Source organism: Kribbella sp. NPDC051952, assembly GCF_040680855.1.
Taxonomy (GTDB): domain Bacteria; phylum Actinomycetota; class Actinomycetes; order Propionibacteriales; family Kribbellaceae; genus Kribbella.
In genome coordinates this window covers 65,504-80,969 of the sequence record NZ_JBFAXQ010000002.1, presented here as the reverse complement: position 1 = coordinate 80,969, position 15,466 = coordinate 65,504, and the positions used below count along the sequence as shown (strand labels likewise).

Below are 15,466 nucleotides of genomic sequence, written 5' to 3'. Positions count from 1 at the left end.
GGGTGTGTCTGGAGGGTGGGGCTTTGGTTCTGAGCCCCAAGCCGGTTTGAATGGATCGTGCGCAAAGCTCTGGTTCTCCTTCTCGCGGCTGTGCTGACAGCCGCCACGTCCACCCTGCCGGCTACAGCGACGCCGGTACGGGCGGAGGCCGGACTCCGTGCGTACTTCGTCATCACCGAACCGCACCAGACCGCCAAGGTCACCGGCGCGATCACCTCGAACGGCGGCACCGTCTACGCCACGTACGACGCGATCGGCGTGATCGTGGCGCATTCGACCGCCGCCGATTTCGCCACCAAGCTCCGCGGCGTCGACGGGGTTCAGAAGGCCGGCGCCACCCGAACGTCGGACCTACCCGCGGACGCGGCCAACCCGGCCCTGCCGGCGGCTGTCCCGGAGTCGGCCACCACCTCGCCCGAGACGGACCGCGGCGATATGACCCTGATCGGCGCGGACCGGGTCTGGGAGAAGAACCCGGGTTCGAAGAACGTCACGGTCGGCGTGCTCGACACCGGGGTGGACGACCAGCACCCGGACCTCAAGGCGAACTTCGACACCACCAAGTCCGCCTCCTGCGCCTACGGCAAGGTCGACCCGCGCCCCGGCGCGTGGCGCCCGGTCGGCGAGCACGGTACGCACGTGGCCGGCACGATCGCCGCGGCCAAGAACGGCATCGGCATGATCGGGGTCGCCCCCGGCGTGAAGGTGTCCTCGATCCGGGTCGCCGAGCCCGGCAGCCAGCTGTTCTTCCCGGAGAACACGGTCTGCGCGTTCATGTTCGCCGCCGACAAGGGTGTCTCGGTCACCAACAACAGCTACTACGTCGACCCGTGGCTGTTCCTCTGCCCGTCGGACCCGGACCAGGACGCGATCGCCGAGGCGGTACGCCGGGCCGTCGGCTACTCGGACTCCAAGGGCGTGGTGAACGTCGCCGCGGCCGGCAACGAGGACTACAACCTGGCCGAGAAGACCGACGACATCGACAGCCCGAACGACTCGGCCCCGGCGCAGCGGACCGTCACCAACGACTGCATCAGCCTGCCGACCGAGCTGCCGAACGTGGTCGTGGTCGCCTCGGTCGGCACGACCAGCACCAAGTCCGGGTTCTCGAACTTCGGCGACGGCAAGATCAGCCTGGCTGCCCCCGGTGAGGACGTCTACTCGACCGTCCCGGGCGGCGGTTACAAGCTGCTCGAAGGTACGTCGATGGCCTCGCCCCACGTCGCCGGGGTGGCAGCCCTGCTGCGGAGCGTGGACCCCAAGCTGAACCCCGAGCAGGTCAGAGCCCGCCTCGCACAGCAGGCGAACGACCTGGCTTGTCCGGCCGGCGCGTCCGGTCAGTGCACTGGGGCGGCCGCCAAGAACGCGTACTACGGCGAGGGCATGGTCGATGCGGCCGAGGCCGTCGGTGCGGCGTCCGCGCAGCCGCAAGGCGCGATCACGATCACCGAGCCGGGCGAGCAGCTCGGGTTCGGCGGTGCCCCGGCGATTCCGTTGCTGCTGAAGGGAACCGGCGGGACCGGCGACATCAGCTACACCGCGGCCGGTCTGCCGCCCGGGCTCGAGATCAACCCCGAGCGCGGCTGGATCACCGGTGTCCTCACCCCGGGTTCCGGGCGCTACAAGGTGACCGTGACCGCCCGCGACGGTGAAGCCAAGACCGCCCAGACCACCTTCTTCTGGGACGTCTGGAGCTTCTAGCTCCCCGCGTCGACGAGCAACGGGATCGCCATCTCGTCGTCGGTGAGTGAGCCGTGCTGACCGATCAGCCCGGCCTCGTCCGGCGACCGACGACTGGCGACCAGCGCGACCGGCCCCAGCGCAGCCACCACGACGTCACCGATCCGCGGTGCGACCCGGTCCTCGACCGCACCGAACCATCCACGCGCAACCGCGTCGTCCCGGCTCAGCACAAGGGCCTTGTCCCCCAGCCGCTCCCGGTACGTCGCCAGTACGTCGGCCTCGGCCCCATCAACGCAGTACAAGTGCCGGAACCGCGACTCACCGCCGACGAGTCGTAGTCCCGCGGTGAGATCGGGCTCGGCGTCCAGGTCGACCCGGTTCTCCGCCGCGACGTCGACCATCCCGTGGTCCGCAACCACAACCAGTACGGCGTCCCGCGGCAAAGCGGACCGTACCTGCGCTGCGAACGCATCGATCGTCCCCAACTCCTTGCGCCACTGCCACGACTCACAACCCTGCACATGACCGGTGTAGTCGAGCTGGGAGTCGTACACGTACACGAGCGACGAGCTGCCTTCACGACTCGCGAACCGGGTCGCATCCAGCCTGTCCTCGACGGTGTCCGCGCCGCGGTGCTTGCTCCCCCGGAACGCCGCCGTGGTCAGACCCGACGACTCGAACCGCGACTTGCTCACGTTGCGGGTGGCAACCCCGCTGGCGGCGATCCGGTCGAAGACGGTCGGGTGCGGCTGCCAGCGACGCGGGTCGACCGGCGCGTCCCACTGCAGCGCATTCAGCAACGCACCGGTCTCCGGCACGATCGAGGTGTATCCGACGATGCCGTGCGCGCCCGGCGGCAATCCGGTCCCGAGACTGGTCAGGCTCACCGCGGTCGTGGACGGTACGCCGGCCGTCAGACTGCGCCCCGCTGGGACCAGCGACGACAGGTACGGCGCCGCATCCGCGTGCCGCTGCAGCAGGTTCCACCCGAGCCCGTCCAGCAGGAGTACGGCGTACCGCGGAGCCGGAGGGAGGCCGAGGCCGTTCTGCTCGCCGGGGACGGACAGTGCGCCGGCAACCGACGGGAGTACGTCGGCGAGCGATCCACCGCCGTACTGCGGCGAGACCGGGACGATCATGGCGTTACCTACTGGTCGCGAACGAGAGAGCCTTCGCGAACTCGAGCACCTGCTGGATCCCGGCCGGTCCGTCCGCGGCCGCGCTGATCCGCAGCGAGATGTCGTCGGCCGCGACCGAACCGGTGTACCCGTGGTCGGCCTCGCAGTTCGGATCGGCGCAGACGGCCGGCTCGAGGTCGATCCGGTTCACCATTCCCCAGCCGATCGTCAGCACGACCTCGCCACCACCGGCCACCGCCGGGTCGGACTTGCCGGAGGCATAGCCGGCCGGGTTGGGAACCACCCGGTTCACCACCACCGCGTTGATCCGGGCGAGCGGGATCGCCTCGGTCGAGGTCGACGCGTACGGCGCGCGGATCAGTTCGTCGGCGGCGTGTTCGTCGGTGTGCCCGACGATCAGCCGGCTCGGGGTCAGCGCCAGGATCGTGATGTGCCGCCGCACTTCGTCGCGGTCGAACGTCGGCTCGTGCTGCAGCATGAACGCGCGAATCGGTTCGCCCGCGATCGCCACCGCCAGGGAATCCGTCACGACGTCGGGGTAGTAGCCGCACCGGTCGATCGCCTCGCGCAGGGCAGCGGACGCATCCGCGAGTTCCGGAGCATTCAGGTCACGCATGGCCTAATCCTTGCACGGACCGAACCGGCGCCGATTCCGCCTTGTGGACAACCCCCGATCAGTTCGCACTCGCCTTCCGCAGCACCGGAGCACCCGCGGTCCCCGCCACCGCGACCAGCACGAGTCCGACGACGACCTGGCCAACCAGCAGCAGTACGCCGGAATTGCCTTCCGTGATGACCTTTCCGCCACTCAGCGCGAGCCCGCAGAGCGCACCGAACCCGACGACGGGCAGTCCGACGCCCAGCACGGGTACGACGGCCGCGAGCCGAGCGGACCGCTCGATCACTCGCAACGGCACCCCGGACCGCCGCAACGCACGGGCGGGAGCGGCCTGGTCCAGCGCCGTACCGACTGCACCTGCGGCAGTCGACGCGGCCACGGTCAGGAACACCAGAGCCATCAGGAGCGCCACACCGATGCGCAGGTCGTGGAACGTCGGGTCGTCCTCACCGGACGGCATGAACACCGAGATGAACCCGGTGACGAACCCGCTCAGCACCAGTGCCGCCACCGGACGGAACGCGCCCTTCGGGTCGTCGATCAGCCGCCGTCCCGCCAGCAACGCCACCGGCCCGTTGGCCAGGTTCGCCATCGTCTTGCCGATCACCTGCACCGCCCACGGCCCGATCACCCGTACGGCGAGCGCCGCGAACCCCACCCCGATCAGCAGCGGAAGGAGCGCCGCCTGCATCCCGTAGTACGCCAGAACGAGCGGACCGATCACCAACAGCCCCAGCCGCACCGCACTGGTCGCCTTCCGGGTCTGACCGCGTACGACGCCCAGCGGCGTGATGCTGACCCGACCGAGCCCGATCAGCGCGCTGATGACCGACAGCACCGGCACGGCCGCGAGTACGACGAGAACGTTCCACCAGCTCGCGGTGATGTCGGAGACGTACCAGCGCCCGCCACCCAAAGGGATGCGCGCGATCAGCGGACTCAGCACCGTGTAACCGACCAGACCGATGACCGCACCGGCCAGACCGAGCACGGCCTGTTCCACGGCACTCAGCCAGAGCACCTGCAACCTGGTCGCCCCGGCAAGCCGGAGTGCGGCCAGCCGGTGCTCACGACGCTTCGCGGCGACACCCGCGGCCTGACCAACCAGACTGAGGATCGGGAACAGTACGAGCGTGATGCCGAAGGCCACTGCGAAGAGCAGGCCGACCATCCGGCTGTCCCATACGTCCTCGTTCCAGCTGCTCACGTACTGCGGATGCTTGTCGGAGCTGATCGAGTCGACGCCACGGATGACGATGAACTCCTCCGGCGACGACAACCCCTTGGAGCTGATCACACCGGTCGGTTTCTCCACGCCGTACTGCTTGCCGAGGCTGGACCAGTGCTTGGCGAGTTCCGGCGAGACGAAGACCTCGCCCGGCTTGGGAGTGTGGTCGAGGCCGGGTGGGGGCGGGAGTTCGTTGGGATGGAGCGTGGCGAGGTCGAGGCTGATCATCGGGTGACCGTCGACCTTCTGGTCGTCGGACTGGTCGATCGCGCCGATGGCGGTTGACGGGTCGGCACGGTCGGCGCTGCGCCAGCCGATCCGGTCGGAGCGGTGCGCCAGACCGAGGGAGCCGGCGATCAGGAAGGTGACCAGCAGCGCGACGACTGCGGTCGCGCCGAGGGCGGCAAGGTTGGCAGCCCGTCCGCCTGGACCTGGGCGGCGGACGAACCGCAGGCCGAGGTCTGTCATCGGGTTCATCGGCCGGCACCCATCGACTCGCTGACGCGACCGTCGACAATCTGCAGGACCCGGTGGCAACGCGCCGCGACGGCGTTGTCGTGAGTGACGACGACCACCGCTGCACCGCGATGCGTGGCCGCACCGACGAGCAGATCGATCACCTGCGAGCCGGTGGTCGCGTCGAGAGCGCCGGTCGGTTCATCAGCGAAGACCGCCTGCGGCTCGCCGACCAGAGCGCGCGCGATGGCGACGCGCTGCGCCTGGCCACCGGACAGCTCACCCGGACGACGTCCGGCCTCGGCCGACAGCCCGACCTGCGCCAGCATCGCCCTGGCCCGGCCGATCGCATCGCGACGGCTCAACCCATCGACCATCAGCGGCAGTGCCACGTTCTCGTCAGCGGGCAGCTCGGCGAGCAGTTGGTTGTCCTGGAAGACGAAGCCGAGCCGACGCCGGCGCAGCACCGTCCGGGCGGCGTCGTTCAGCTGGTCGACGCGTTCACCGCCCAGCCACACCTCGCCCTGGTCCGGCGTGAGGATGCCGGCCAGGACGTGCAGCAGGGTGGTCTTGCCGTTGCCGCTCGGGCCCATGACCGCGAGCGCCTCACCGGACCGGACTGCGACATCCACACCGGCCAGGCCGACGACGTCGCCGTAGTACTTGACCAGGCCGTGACCGCTCAGGACGACCTGTGGTTGGGGACTCTGGAAGCTCATACCGCAGAGCCTTCCGTGATCCCCGGCCGAGATCGTCGGACCGCGGACCGGTCTTGCCGTCGTCTTCCGGCTCCCTTCGGACGACGCGCGTACGACTGGGGTCGTACCTCAGTCGGTCCGGAAGGCCGACGGATAGGCGTCGCGGTAGCTCGGAATCGCGCCGGCCGGAGTCTCGACCGACTCCGCCGCCAGCATCGCGTACACGATCGCGCGAGTCAGTGAGCGGGCTCCTGCGGCGTAGACACCTTCGAGCTGCGCGAGCGCGGTCGGGTCGGTGACGCTCAGCCGCGGCCGGTCGTCGTTCGCGACCTTGGTGGACAGCGCGAAGATGCTGTCACCGTCGACCAGGGTGTGGATCGGATCGATCGCCCGGGCCAGCCCGTCATGCGCGATCATCGCCATCCGCTTCGTCGCCGCCTTGTCCAACGGTACGTCGGTCGCCACGACAGCGATCACAGTGTTCATCGAGGGACCGGGGATCAGGTTGCGTCCAGGTGCAGCCGTCGGCGGCGCCTCCGTGGGTGTACGCAGGTGCGCGAACTCCTCCCCCAGGCCGTAGCGAGCGCCGTACAGATTGCCGTCCGCGTCGACCGCCGAGCCGGCCGCATTCACGATCACCAGCGCGCCAACCGTCGTACCGTCGTCGAGGCGGACGCTGGCCGAGCCGACCCCACCCTTCAGCGAGCGCGCCCGAGCTCCCGCGCCGGCACCATGGTTGCCTAAGGCAACTGGGCCGTCGGAGGCGGCCGCGATCGCGTCCGCACCCCAGGACGGTTCCGGCCGTGCCTTGAAATCACCGCCGCGACCGAGGTCGAACAGTACGGCGGTCGGCACGATCGGGACCACGTCCTTCTCGCCCTGCCCGACCCGCACGCCCTCACTGCGTTCCTCGAGCCAGTGCATCACGCTGCCGGCCGTGTCCAGCCCGTACGCGCTGCCGCCGGTCAGCACGATCGCGTTCACGCCGGGATTCGAGTTCACCGGCGCGAGCAGATCGGTCTCCCGGGTGCCTGGCGCACCACCGCGAGCATCGACACCGGCCACGGCGGTGGTGGGGATGTGGACGACCGTGGTACCGGTCAGGTACGGCGCATCGACGCGCTCGACCTGCCCGACCAGTACGCCGGGAACGTCGGTGATCGCGTTGTGCGGACCAGGCTGCATCCTCAGTCTCCCTCGCAAAATCCGGTTGCCTGCGACATTAGCGTGGAAGGCATGAACGCCGATCAGCTCTGTGGTCTGCTGGCCGAACCGTCGAGGCTGCGGACGTACTCCGCCGTCGTTCTCGGCGCCTCCACTCCTGAGCAGGTTGCCGGCAGCACCGGACTTCCCGCGCCCGTGGTGGTGAAGGCCCTCCAACGGCTGACCAAGGGTGGACTGATCAACGCCGGCCGCGAAGGACTGCACGCCGACGAGGCAGCGTTCAAGGACGCAGTCCGTGAACACCGTCCCGAGCGGGTCCCGCTCGATCCTGATCCGGCTCGCGACAACGTCCTCAGGTCGTTCATCCGCGACGGCCGGCTGACACATTTCCCGACCGTTCCGGCCAAGTTCCAGATCATCCTGGAATACCTGGTGACCGGCTTCGAGCCCGGTCGCAGCTACCCGGAGTCCGAGGTCAACGAGATCCTCAACCGATGGCACGACGACCACGCGGCGCTCCGCCGTCAGCTGGTCGAGGCAGGCCTGTTGAGCCGGACGGACAGCATCTACGTCAGGTGAGGCGGCGGGCCGGTGCGTCCTGGCGGGGCTTCTCGTTCGGGGCGATCCGGATGCTGGTGTCGAGGACCGTGGCGCCCTGCGCTGCGACCAGGACCGAGCGCAGGTCCAGCCGCACGACCTCCTCCAGGTCGAGCGTCAGCCGGGACACGCGGTGCAGCAGGTCCTCGATCGCGGAGATGTCCACCGGATCCGAACCGCGGTAGCCGTACAGCAACGGCGCCGCACGGACCTCGCGGACCATCTCCGCGGCGTCGCGCGTGGTCAACGGCGGCATCCGGTACGAGCGGTCGCCCAGCAGGTCGGTCGCGACCCCGGACAACCCGAAGGTCACCACCGGCCCGAACGACACGTCCTCCAACGCCGACACCACCACCGGCACCCCGGGCGGCGCCATCTTCTGTACGACGAACTGCGCCCGCGCCGGGTCCGACGCGACCCCGAAGGTCTGCGTCATCTCCGCCCAGGCCGCGCGCATGTCCTCCTCGTCGTGGATGTGCCGCCAGATGTCGGCCAGGTCCGGCCGCATCCGCCACTGCTCGGCGGTCGCCTTCAGGATCACCTCGAAGCCGAGGTCCGCGGCCCGCGCGACCGCCTCGTCCGCGGTCAGCACGGGGAACGCCGGCAGCACCGGGATCCCGTAGAAGCTCAGCAGGCGGAGCCGATCGGCGTCATCCAGATCGGCGCCTTGCGGGTGCCGCTGCAGGAACTCCGCGACGAAGTCCTCGCCGCCGGCCGTGTCGATATCCGGCAGGTCGGGGATCCGGCTGTCCGAGCGCCGACGCCACTCGGCGTACTGCGTCGCCTTTGCCAACGCGCCGACGGCGTACTGCGGGTTCAGGAACGACGGGATCGATCCACGCGCCGCTCCCCCATCGGCATCCGGCACCTGCAGCTCCGCGGGCACGCTCCGGGAGGCGAGGAACGTCGAGACCACCGGCTTCTCCGAACCCGCGGCCGCCGCGGCCAGCACCTGGGCCACCTCGGCGCCGTTCGACTGCACCGGTGGCGTGTAGATCACCACGATCGAGTGGACGCGGTCGTCGGCGAACACCTCGGACAGGGCCGCTCCGAAGTCGGACGCGGTCGCGTCGGCGCTGAGGTTCCGCGGCTCCCCCGCAGTGTCCAGCCCGCACCCGGCCATCGTGTCCAGCGCGAGCAGGGTCAGCGCGTCGGAGTTGCTGACGACCGCGACCCGTCGTCCCTTCGGCAGTGGCTGGTGCGCGAGCAGCTGAGCGACGTCGAACAGCTCGCCGGTCGTGTCCACCCCGATCAGCCCGCTCTGCCGGAACAGCGACTCGACGGTTGCTGACGGCAACTGGCTGCGCCGGATCATCTGACCGACCGGCACACCTTGGGTGGTCCGGCCGGACTTCAGCGCGACCACCGGCTTGCGGCGGGCCAGCCGCCGGGAGACCCGGCTGAACTTGCGCGGGTTACCCAACGACTCCAGGTACAGCAGCACGACCTCGGTCGCCTCGTCCGAGTACCAGAACTGCATCAGGTCGTTGCCTGACACATCCGCCCGGTTCCCGGCCGACACGAAGCTCGACAGGCCCAGGCCACGGCCGACCATGTCGGCCAGGATCGGCACGCCGAGTGCGCCCGACTGGCAGAAGAACGCGACCCGGCCCTTGCTCGGCATCAGCGGGGACAGCGTCGCGTTCAGCGACACACCCGCGGCCGTGTTGATCACCCCGAGCGCGTTCGGGCCGATCACCCGCATCCCGTAGGACCGCGCGAGCCCGACCAGGTACCGCTGCCGCTTCCGCCCCTCGTCCCCGATCTCGGCGAACCCACTCGAGACCACGACCAGCCCACGCACCCCCTTGGCCGCGCAGTCCAGGACCACGTCCGCCACCATCTCCGCGCGGACGGCGACCACGGCCAGGTCGACCGTGTCGTCCACCTCACGGATCGTCGGGTACGCCGGAACTCCCTCGAGCTGATCCGCCGTCGTGTCGGAGTTGACGGCGTACAGGCGGCCCGGGAAGCCACCGTCGCGGAGGTTGCGGAGCAGTGCGTTCCCGATCGTGCCCTCGCGCCGGCTCGCCCCGATCACCGCGACGCTCGACGGGGTCAGCAGCCGCGCGATCGACAGCGCCTCGGACCGCTGCTCGCGGGCCTGCATCACCCCGAACGACGTGTCGGTCGGCGCGATGTCGAACTCGACCACGATCACGCCGTCCTCGAACTCGCGGGCGACCTTGTAGCCGGCCTCGGTGAAGACCGTGATCATCTTGCGGTTGTCCGGCAGCACCTCGGCGACGAACCGGCCGATGCCGTTCTCCCGGGCCGCCTGGGCCAGGTGCTCCAGGAACAGCTGCCCGAGGCCGCGGCCCTGGTGGGCGTCCTCGATCAGGAACGCGACCTCCGCCGTCCGGCGGCCGGTCCGCTCGTACCGCCCGACGCCGATCATCTCGTCACCGACGGTGACGATCAGCGCCAGCCGGTCGTGATAGTCGACCTGCGTGAATCTCGCCACGTCCCGGTCGGACAGTTGTGGGTACGGGGCGAAGAACCGGTAGTACTTCGACTGCTCGGAGACCCGCGCGTAGAACGCGACCAGTAGGTCCGCGTCGGCGGGCGTGATCGGGCGCAGGTGCGCGGTCGCGCCGTCCCGCAGGACGACATCGGCCTCGTACTCAGCGGGGTAACCGTCCGGCTGGTGCGGGTCATACTGGTCCGGCGGTGTCATGGGGCCTCCGGTCACCCGGCAAGCGTACTCAAACAGTCGTCTCGGAGGTCGTGAATTTGGTCGCGCGGATCGCGCCTGTGCTGGTGTTCCTGATCGCGGTGACCGTCATCGCCGAACTGGCCGACAAGGCCAAGGTGTTCGAGGTGGCGGCCCGGGAGGCCGCACATCTCGCCCGTGGCCGGGTCTGGCGGCTCTGGCTGCTCGTCGTCGTGCTCGCGACCGGGCTGACGATCGTGCTGTCCCTGGACACCTGCGCCGTGCTGCTGACTCCGGTCGTACTCGCGATGGCCCGGCAACTCGACGTACCCCCGAAACTTTTCGCGTTCACGACCGTCTGGCTGGCCGGGACGGCGTCCTTGCTGCTCCCGGTGTCCAACCTCACGAACCTGCTGGCGCTGCATCAGTTCCGCCAGTTGGACGCGAGCTACCTCGCGGTGAGCTGGCGACCGGCAATTGCCGCGGTCCTGATCACAGTCATCGTGCTGGCCGTCCTGTTCCACCGGGACCTGCGGCGGACGTACGTCGTACCCGAGACACCGCATGTGGACGACAAGGTGCTGTTCTGGGGTGCGACTGCGGTCTGCCTGCTGATCGGACCTGCGTTCGTGTCCGGGATCGAGGTGGCGTGGCCGGCCAGCGTGGGCGCGCTCGTGCTCGTCGTACTGTTCGCGGTCCGGCGGCGGAGTGCGCTCCGGTGGGGCCTGATCCCGGCGAAGCTGGTGATCGGGGTGGCGGTGTTGTTCGCCATCGTCGGGTTCCTCACCGACCACGGACTGGAGAACTTGCTCCGCCGGGTCGCCGGGACCTCCTCGGAGCTGCGGTTGAGCGTGACCGGGGCGGTCGGAGCGAACCTGGTCGACAATCTGCCGGCGTACCTGGCGATGGAGCCGGTCGCCTCGAGCGACGCGCACCGGATGATGGCCCTGCTGATCGGCGTGAACTGCGGCTGCCTGCTGACGCTCTGGGGATCGCTTGCGACCCTGCTGTGGCGGTCCCGCTGTGACGCTGCCCGGGTCGACATCTCCTGGTGGTCGTTCCTGTGGCGCGGCCTGATCCTCACGCCGCTCGTCGTCACCGGAGCGGTGTTCGCCCTGAGCCTCGGCTGAGTCCTACCGGTCGGGCTCTACACAGACGACCGCCCCGTCCTTCGAGGTCTGGGTGGCCACCACCTGGCCGTCGATCTTCAGCGTGCAGGTCAAGGTGCCCTGATCGCCGGCATTCGCGGCGGCGATGACCCTGGCGTTGGCAGTCATGAACTTCGTATGGAATCCGGCCGCCCACGGCAGACTGACGTTCTCGACCCGCCGTTCCGTCTGGTCCTGGTCGTCGCTGCGATAGTTGATCGTCACGGACTGCACCGTTCCGCTGACCTCGTAGGCGACGTTCCGCTCGAAGCGGTGGTTCAGCCAGACCAGCAGGCCGACGATCCCGACGACCACGAGCAGCGACAGGACACCGAAGCCGATGATCACGATCAGGGCTACCCGCGACAGCCGCCGGGGGCGCTGCGGTGGTGGGACGACAGTCATGCCAAACATCTACCGTGCGTCGAGGTCAGCCGTTGCGAGTGGCACGGTTTACCGATCGGTAGTGGTTGGGCAATAGTGCGGTCATGAGTTCACCGGACAGCACCGAGCAGAGCACGTCCGAGGTCACGCGGGAGTTCCGGGCGGCGCGGGACTTCCTGATCGCGTATCGCGACGACTACGAGACGGCGTACCGGGACTTCACCTGGCCCGCGTTCGAGCGGTTCAACTGGGCCCGGGACTGGTTCGACGCGCTGGCGGTCGAACAGCCGGAGGTCGCCGCGCTGACGATCGTCGAGGCCGACGGCGAGGTCAACTCACGCACGTACGCCGAAATGGGCGAGCGGTCCCGTCAGGTCGCCGGCTGGCTCACCGAGGCCGGGCTGCTACCGGGCGACCGGGTGCTGATCGTGCTGGGCAACCAGATCGAGCTGTGGGAGACCATGCTCGGTTGCATCCGGGCCGGCGCGGTGATGATCCCCGCGACCACCCTGCTCACCGACGCCGACCTGGCCGACCGGATCGCCCGCGGCAACGTCCGCGCGGTCGTCACCACCAGCGCGGAAGCCGATCGGTACGCCGGGATCGCAGACGACTGCATCCGCGTGGCGGTCGGCACGGTCGTCGAGGGATGGCTCAACTACGCAGACTCGGCCATCTACGAGGGCGCCGTCCCGGAGGTGGACACGGCCGCGGACGACTCGCTCCTGCTCTACTTCACCTCGGGTACGACGAGCCAGCCCAAACTGGTCGAACACACGCAGGTCAGCTACCCGGTCGGCCACCTGTCGACCATGTATTGGATCGGCCTGCAGCCCGGCGACGTCCACCTGAACGTCTCGTCTCCCGGCTGGGCCAAGCACTCGTGGAGCAACGTCTTCGCACCGTGGAACGCCGGCGCGACCGTCTTCCTCTACAACTACGCGCGCTTCGACGCCGAGAAGATGCTGCAGGTCCTGCAGACGTACGGCGTGACCACGTTCTGCGCGCCGCCGACGGTGTGGCGGATGCTGATCCAGGCCGATCTGTCCGCGGTGAAGGTGCGGATCCGGGAGTGCATCTCGGCCGGTGAGCCGCTCAACCCCGAGGTGATCGAGCAGGTCCGGAACGCCTGGGACATCACCATCCGGGACGGGTACGGGCAGACCGAGACGACCGCGCAGATCGGCAACCCGCCGGGCCAGCCGGTCAAGCTGGGATCGATGGGCCGGCCGCTGCCCGGGTACACGATCGCGCTGATCGACCCGAGCACCGACGAGATCGGCGACGACGGCGAGATCAGCATCGAGCTCGCGCCCGCGCCGGTCCCGCTGATGCGCGGCTACCGCGACGCCGAGGAGCTGACCGCGGAGGTCATGCGCGGCGGTTTCTACCACACCGGCGACGTCGCCAGCCGGGACGCGGATGGCTACATCACCTACGTCGGCCGGTCCGACGACGTGTTCAAGGCGAGTGACTACCGGATCTCGCCGTTCGAGCTGGAGTCGGTGCTGATCGAGCATCCCGCGGTCGCCGAGGCAGCCGTCGTACCGTCGCCCGATCCGGTCCGGCTCGCGGTGCCGAAGGCGTACGTCGTACTGGCCGCCGGGCACGAGCCGTCGCGTGAACTGGCGCAGGAGATCCTGCAGTTCTGCCGGGAGCACCTGGCGCCGTTCAAGCGGATCCGGCGGATCGAGTTCGCCGACCTGCCGAAGACGATCTCCGGGAAGATCCGCCGGGTCGAGCTGCGCGCGGACGAGGCCACGAAGGTGGACAGCGGCTCCCGGTCGGAGCACGCCTACGACGAGGCCGACTTCAAGGAAGGGTGATGTCGCTCGACACCGGGCTCGGCCTCGCCGCTGTCGTCGTACTGCCGCTGCTGGTCGCGGTCGGCGTCGTGGGCTCGCGGTACGCCGGGCTGCACCACGACAAGGGCATCGTCACCGCGGCTCTCCGGGCCGTCGTCCAGCTGGCAGCGGTCGGCGTGGTGGTCGGCTTCGCACTGCAGCACACGATCGGGGCGATCGCCTTCGTCCTGCTGATGTTCGGCGTCGCGACGGTCACCAGCACACGCCGGCTCCGCCAGACCGCCGTCGTCCCGCGGCAGTGGCTCTACTGCGCCGCCGCGATCGGGATCGGCGCCTTCACCATCCTGGCGTTGCTCATCCTGCCCGGGGTGGTCCCACGGAACCCGGGCAGCATCCTGCCGATGGGCGGCATCATCGTCGGCGGCACGATGACCGCCACGACGCTGGCCGGCCGCCGGGCCCTCAGCGAGTACGGCACCCGGTTCGGCGAGTTCGAGGCGGGCCTGTCGATCGGGCTGCTGCAGCCCGACGCGTTCAAACTGGCGGTCGGACCGGTGGCCGGCGACGCGCTGCTGCCGGCCCTCGACCAGACCCGCACGGTCGGACTGGTCACGCTGCCCGGCGCGTTCGTCGGCATGGTCCTCGGCGGGGCGTCACCGACCGCCGCGGCCGCGCTCCAACTGGTCGTCCTGATCGGCCTGGTCGCCGCCGAGACACTCGCCATTCTCACCATCACCGAGTTGCTGGCCCGAGCACCGCTGCCCGACGGGCGTACGGTTTCCTCATGACCGATGACAAGACCCTCCTCAGCCGGATCGACGAGTTGGTCGCCGAGGAGCACGAGCTCCGCACCAAGCACGCATCCGGCGAGATCAACGACACCGACGAGCACGCCCGCCTGAAGGCGCTCGAGGTCGAGCTGGACCAGTGCTGGGACCTGCTCCGCCAGCGCCGCGCCAAGCGTGAGTACGGCGAGAACCCGGACAACGCCGCGGCCCGTTCCGCCGACACCGTCGAGGGCTACCTCGGCTAGCTCCAGGGGCTAGAAACCGCGCAGTTTCTCCGGGGTGATCCGGATCAGGACCGAATACGAAGCGTGGAACTGGTCCGTGGTCATCCCGAGCCCGGCGATGGCGTCGCCGTACTTGGCGTTGTACGCCGCCAGCGCCGCCCCGGAGATCGGGGCGTCGTCGATGGCCGCCGTACCGGCGATGACGCCGACGTCTCCCCCGGTGTGCGTCGCATTGAAGTTCACCGTCACCTGCGGATGGCCGGCGATATTGCGTAGCTTGGCCGTCTCCGGCTGGCTGCTGATCAGGACCTCGTCGTCGTGCCAGAGGAACCAGACCGGTGTCGGAGCCGGCGTACCCGACGCGGCGACTGTGGTCAGCCAGACCACTGCCTCGTCATCGAGCTGTCGCGCGATCCGCTTGCCGAAATCGGTGGAGGTATCGATCGTGAACATCGGGGCCCTTCAGTTCGAGGACGGTCCGAGACGCCCCCACTCGATCGCAGGGCAGTGATCCATCACCATGGTGAGGCCTGCCGCCGTCGTGCGGGTGTAGGCGTCTTGGTCGACTACATCGAGTTGGAACCACACGGCCTTGGCGTTGATTCCAACCGCCTGGTCCGCGATGTCGCCGGCTAGTTCGGAGCGGACGAACACGTCGACGCAGTCGACCGGGAACGGGATGTCCGCGAGCGTCGCGTACCCCTGCTCGCCGTGGACCGTCTCTGCCGAGGGGTGCACCGGCACGATCCGCTTGCCGTGGGACTGCAGGAAGCGGGCCACGCCGTACGCGGCCCGGCTGGTGTTGTTCGACAGCCCGACCACTGCCCAGGTCTCGCAGTCCGCAAGGATCTTCCGGATGTCAGCGTCCATGCCTTGATCC

General features: G+C 69.3%; 15 protein-coding genes. 6 read left to right on the top strand and 9 right to left on the bottom strand.

All coding sequences use genetic code 11. The annotated features are described in order from the left end of the window. Nucleotides 1-57 precede the first annotated feature (57 nt). Entirely contained in the window at nucleotides 58-1,701 is a 1,644-nt protein-coding gene (locus AB0L70_RS05015) for a S8 family serine peptidase (protein ID WP_363680130.1), read from the top strand. On the opposite strand, the gene AB0L70_RS05010 is transcribed toward AB0L70_RS05015, so the two are convergent. From AB0L70_RS05010 to AB0L70_RS04990, 5 genes are all read right to left on the bottom strand, one after another. Then, nucleotides 1,698-2,822 (bottom strand): nucleotide pyrophosphatase/phosphodiesterase family protein, encoded by a 1,125-nt coding sequence (locus AB0L70_RS05010; RefSeq protein WP_363680128.1) that lies wholly within the window; start codon nucleotides 2,820-2,822, stop codon nucleotides 1,698-1,700. The genes AB0L70_RS05015 and AB0L70_RS05010 overlap by 4 nt on opposite strands. 4 nt (nucleotides 2,823-2,826) lie before the next feature. Beyond that, entirely contained in the window at nucleotides 2,827-3,438 is a 612-nt protein-coding gene (locus AB0L70_RS05005; RefSeq protein WP_363680126.1) for a DUF5998 family protein, read from the bottom strand. A gap of 58 nt (nucleotides 3,439-3,496) precedes the next feature. Continuing rightward, nucleotides 3,497-5,146, bottom strand: a complete 1,650-nt coding sequence (locus AB0L70_RS05000; protein WP_363680124.1) for an FtsX-like permease family protein — start codon at nucleotides 5,144-5,146, stop codon at nucleotides 3,497-3,499. Then, nucleotides 5,143-5,844, bottom strand: a complete 702-nt coding sequence (locus AB0L70_RS04995; RefSeq protein WP_363680122.1) for an ABC transporter ATP-binding protein — start codon at nucleotides 5,842-5,844, stop codon at nucleotides 5,143-5,145. The genes AB0L70_RS05000 and AB0L70_RS04995 overlap by 4 nt, the downstream gene beginning before the upstream one ends. A gap of 108 nt (nucleotides 5,845-5,952) precedes the next feature. Next, the gene (locus AB0L70_RS04990; RefSeq protein ID WP_363680120.1) at nucleotides 5,953-7,008 is read right to left on the bottom strand and encodes a P1 family peptidase; all 1,056 of its coding nucleotides are present in this window, start codon (nucleotides 7,006-7,008) and stop codon (nucleotides 5,953-5,955) included. 51 nt (nucleotides 7,009-7,059) lie between these two features. Here AB0L70_RS04990 and AB0L70_RS04985 point away from each other — a divergent pair, with 51 nt between their 5' ends. Beyond that, complete coding sequence (locus AB0L70_RS04985) at nucleotides 7,060-7,566, top strand: DUF2087 domain-containing protein (protein WP_363680118.1); 507 nt, start codon at nucleotides 7,060-7,062, stop codon at nucleotides 7,564-7,566. Here AB0L70_RS04985 and AB0L70_RS04980 read toward each other — a convergent pair. Then, the gene (locus tag AB0L70_RS04980; protein ID WP_363680116.1) at nucleotides 7,559-10,276 is read right to left on the bottom strand and encodes a GNAT family N-acetyltransferase; all 2,718 of its coding nucleotides are present in this window, start codon (nucleotides 10,274-10,276) and stop codon (nucleotides 7,559-7,561) included. The two genes, AB0L70_RS04985 and AB0L70_RS04980, sit on opposite strands and share 8 nt — an antisense overlap. Nucleotides 10,277-10,311: 35 nt before the next feature. Between AB0L70_RS04980 and AB0L70_RS04975 the strand changes: the two genes are divergently transcribed. Beyond that, entirely contained in the window at nucleotides 10,312-11,367 is a 1,056-nt protein-coding gene (locus tag AB0L70_RS04975) for an SLC13 family permease (RefSeq protein ID WP_363680114.1), read from the top strand. 3 nt (nucleotides 11,368-11,370) lie between these two features. Here AB0L70_RS04975 and AB0L70_RS04970 read toward each other — a convergent pair whose 3' ends face one another. Next, on the bottom strand, nucleotides 11,371-11,790 hold the full coding sequence (locus tag AB0L70_RS04970) for an MmpS family transport accessory protein (protein ID WP_363680112.1): 420 nt from the start codon (nucleotides 11,788-11,790) through the stop codon (nucleotides 11,371-11,373). Nucleotides 11,791-11,873: 83 nt separating this feature from the next. Between AB0L70_RS04970 and AB0L70_RS04965 the strand changes: the two genes are divergently transcribed. Genes AB0L70_RS04965 through AB0L70_RS04955 form a run of 3 tightly spaced genes read left to right on the top strand, consistent with a single transcriptional unit; the run spans nucleotide 11,874 to nucleotide 14,607 of the window. After that, on the top strand, nucleotides 11,874-13,595 hold the full coding sequence (locus tag AB0L70_RS04965) for an AMP-binding protein (protein ID WP_363680110.1): 1,722 nt from the start codon (nucleotides 11,874-11,876) through the stop codon (nucleotides 13,593-13,595). After that, nucleotides 13,595-14,362 carry an ABC transporter permease gene (locus tag AB0L70_RS04960; RefSeq protein ID WP_363680108.1) on the top strand — a complete coding sequence of 256 codons (768 nt, stop codon included), beginning with the start codon at nucleotides 13,595-13,597 and terminating at the stop codon, nucleotides 14,360-14,362. The genes AB0L70_RS04965 and AB0L70_RS04960 overlap by 1 nt, the downstream gene beginning before the upstream one ends. Beyond that, a complete protein-coding gene (locus AB0L70_RS04955; protein WP_363680106.1) occupies nucleotides 14,359-14,607 on the top strand; it encodes a DUF2630 family protein in 249 nt (82 codons plus the stop codon). Before AB0L70_RS04960 ends, AB0L70_RS04955 begins: the two co-directional genes overlap by 4 nt. A gap of 9 nt (nucleotides 14,608-14,616) precedes the next feature. Here AB0L70_RS04955 and AB0L70_RS04950 read toward each other — a convergent pair whose 3' ends face one another. Next, nucleotides 14,617-15,039: a TIGR03667 family PPOX class F420-dependent oxidoreductase gene (locus tag AB0L70_RS04950; RefSeq protein ID WP_363680104.1), complete on the bottom strand. Its 423-nt coding sequence runs from the start codon at nucleotides 15,037-15,039 to the stop codon at nucleotides 14,617-14,619. Nucleotides 15,040-15,048: 9 nt separating this feature from the next. Further along, nucleotides 15,049-15,456 carry a CoA-binding protein gene (locus AB0L70_RS04945; protein ID WP_363680102.1) on the bottom strand — a complete coding sequence of 136 codons (408 nt, stop codon included), beginning with the start codon at nucleotides 15,454-15,456 and terminating at the stop codon, nucleotides 15,049-15,051. Nucleotides 15,457-15,466: the final 10 nt, after the last annotated feature.

Bases quoted from the DNA above. Each gene is read 5' to 3' on its own strand.
- AB0L70_RS05010 (WP_363680128.1), bottom strand. From the start codon at position 2,822: ATGATCGTCCCGGTCTCGCCGCAGTACGGCGGTGGATCGCTCGCCGAC.
- AB0L70_RS05005 (WP_363680126.1), bottom strand. From the start codon at position 3,438: ATGCGTGACCTGAATGCTCCGGAACTCGCGGATGCGTCCGCTGCCCTG.
- AB0L70_RS05000 (WP_363680124.1), bottom strand. From the start codon at position 5,146: ATGAACCCGATGACAGACCTCGGCCTGCGGTTCGTCCGCCGCCCAGGT.
- AB0L70_RS04995 (WP_363680122.1), bottom strand. From the start codon at position 5,844: ATGAGCTTCCAGAGTCCCCAACCACAGGTCGTCCTGAGCGGTCACGGC.
- AB0L70_RS04990 (WP_363680120.1), bottom strand. From the start codon at position 7,008: ATGCAGCCTGGTCCGCACAACGCGATCACCGACGTTCCCGGCGTACTG.
- AB0L70_RS04985 (WP_363680118.1), top strand. From the start codon at position 7,060: ATGAACGCCGATCAGCTCTGTGGTCTGCTGGCCGAACCGTCGAGGCTG.
- AB0L70_RS04970 (WP_363680112.1), bottom strand. From the start codon at position 11,790: ATGACTGTCGTCCCACCACCGCAGCGCCCCCGGCGGCTGTCGCGGGTA.
- AB0L70_RS04965 (WP_363680110.1), top strand. From the start codon at position 11,874: ATGAGTTCACCGGACAGCACCGAGCAGAGCACGTCCGAGGTCACGCGG.
- AB0L70_RS04960 (WP_363680108.1), top strand. From the start codon at position 13,595: ATGTCGCTCGACACCGGGCTCGGCCTCGCCGCTGTCGTCGTACTGCCG.
- AB0L70_RS04955 (WP_363680106.1), top strand. From the start codon at position 14,359: ATGACCGATGACAAGACCCTCCTCAGCCGGATCGACGAGTTGGTCGCC.
- AB0L70_RS04950 (WP_363680104.1), bottom strand. From the start codon at position 15,039: ATGTTCACGATCGATACCTCCACCGATTTCGGCAAGCGGATCGCGCGA.
- AB0L70_RS04945 (WP_363680102.1), bottom strand. From the start codon at position 15,456: ATGGACGCTGACATCCGGAAGATCCTTGCGGACTGCGAGACCTGGGCA.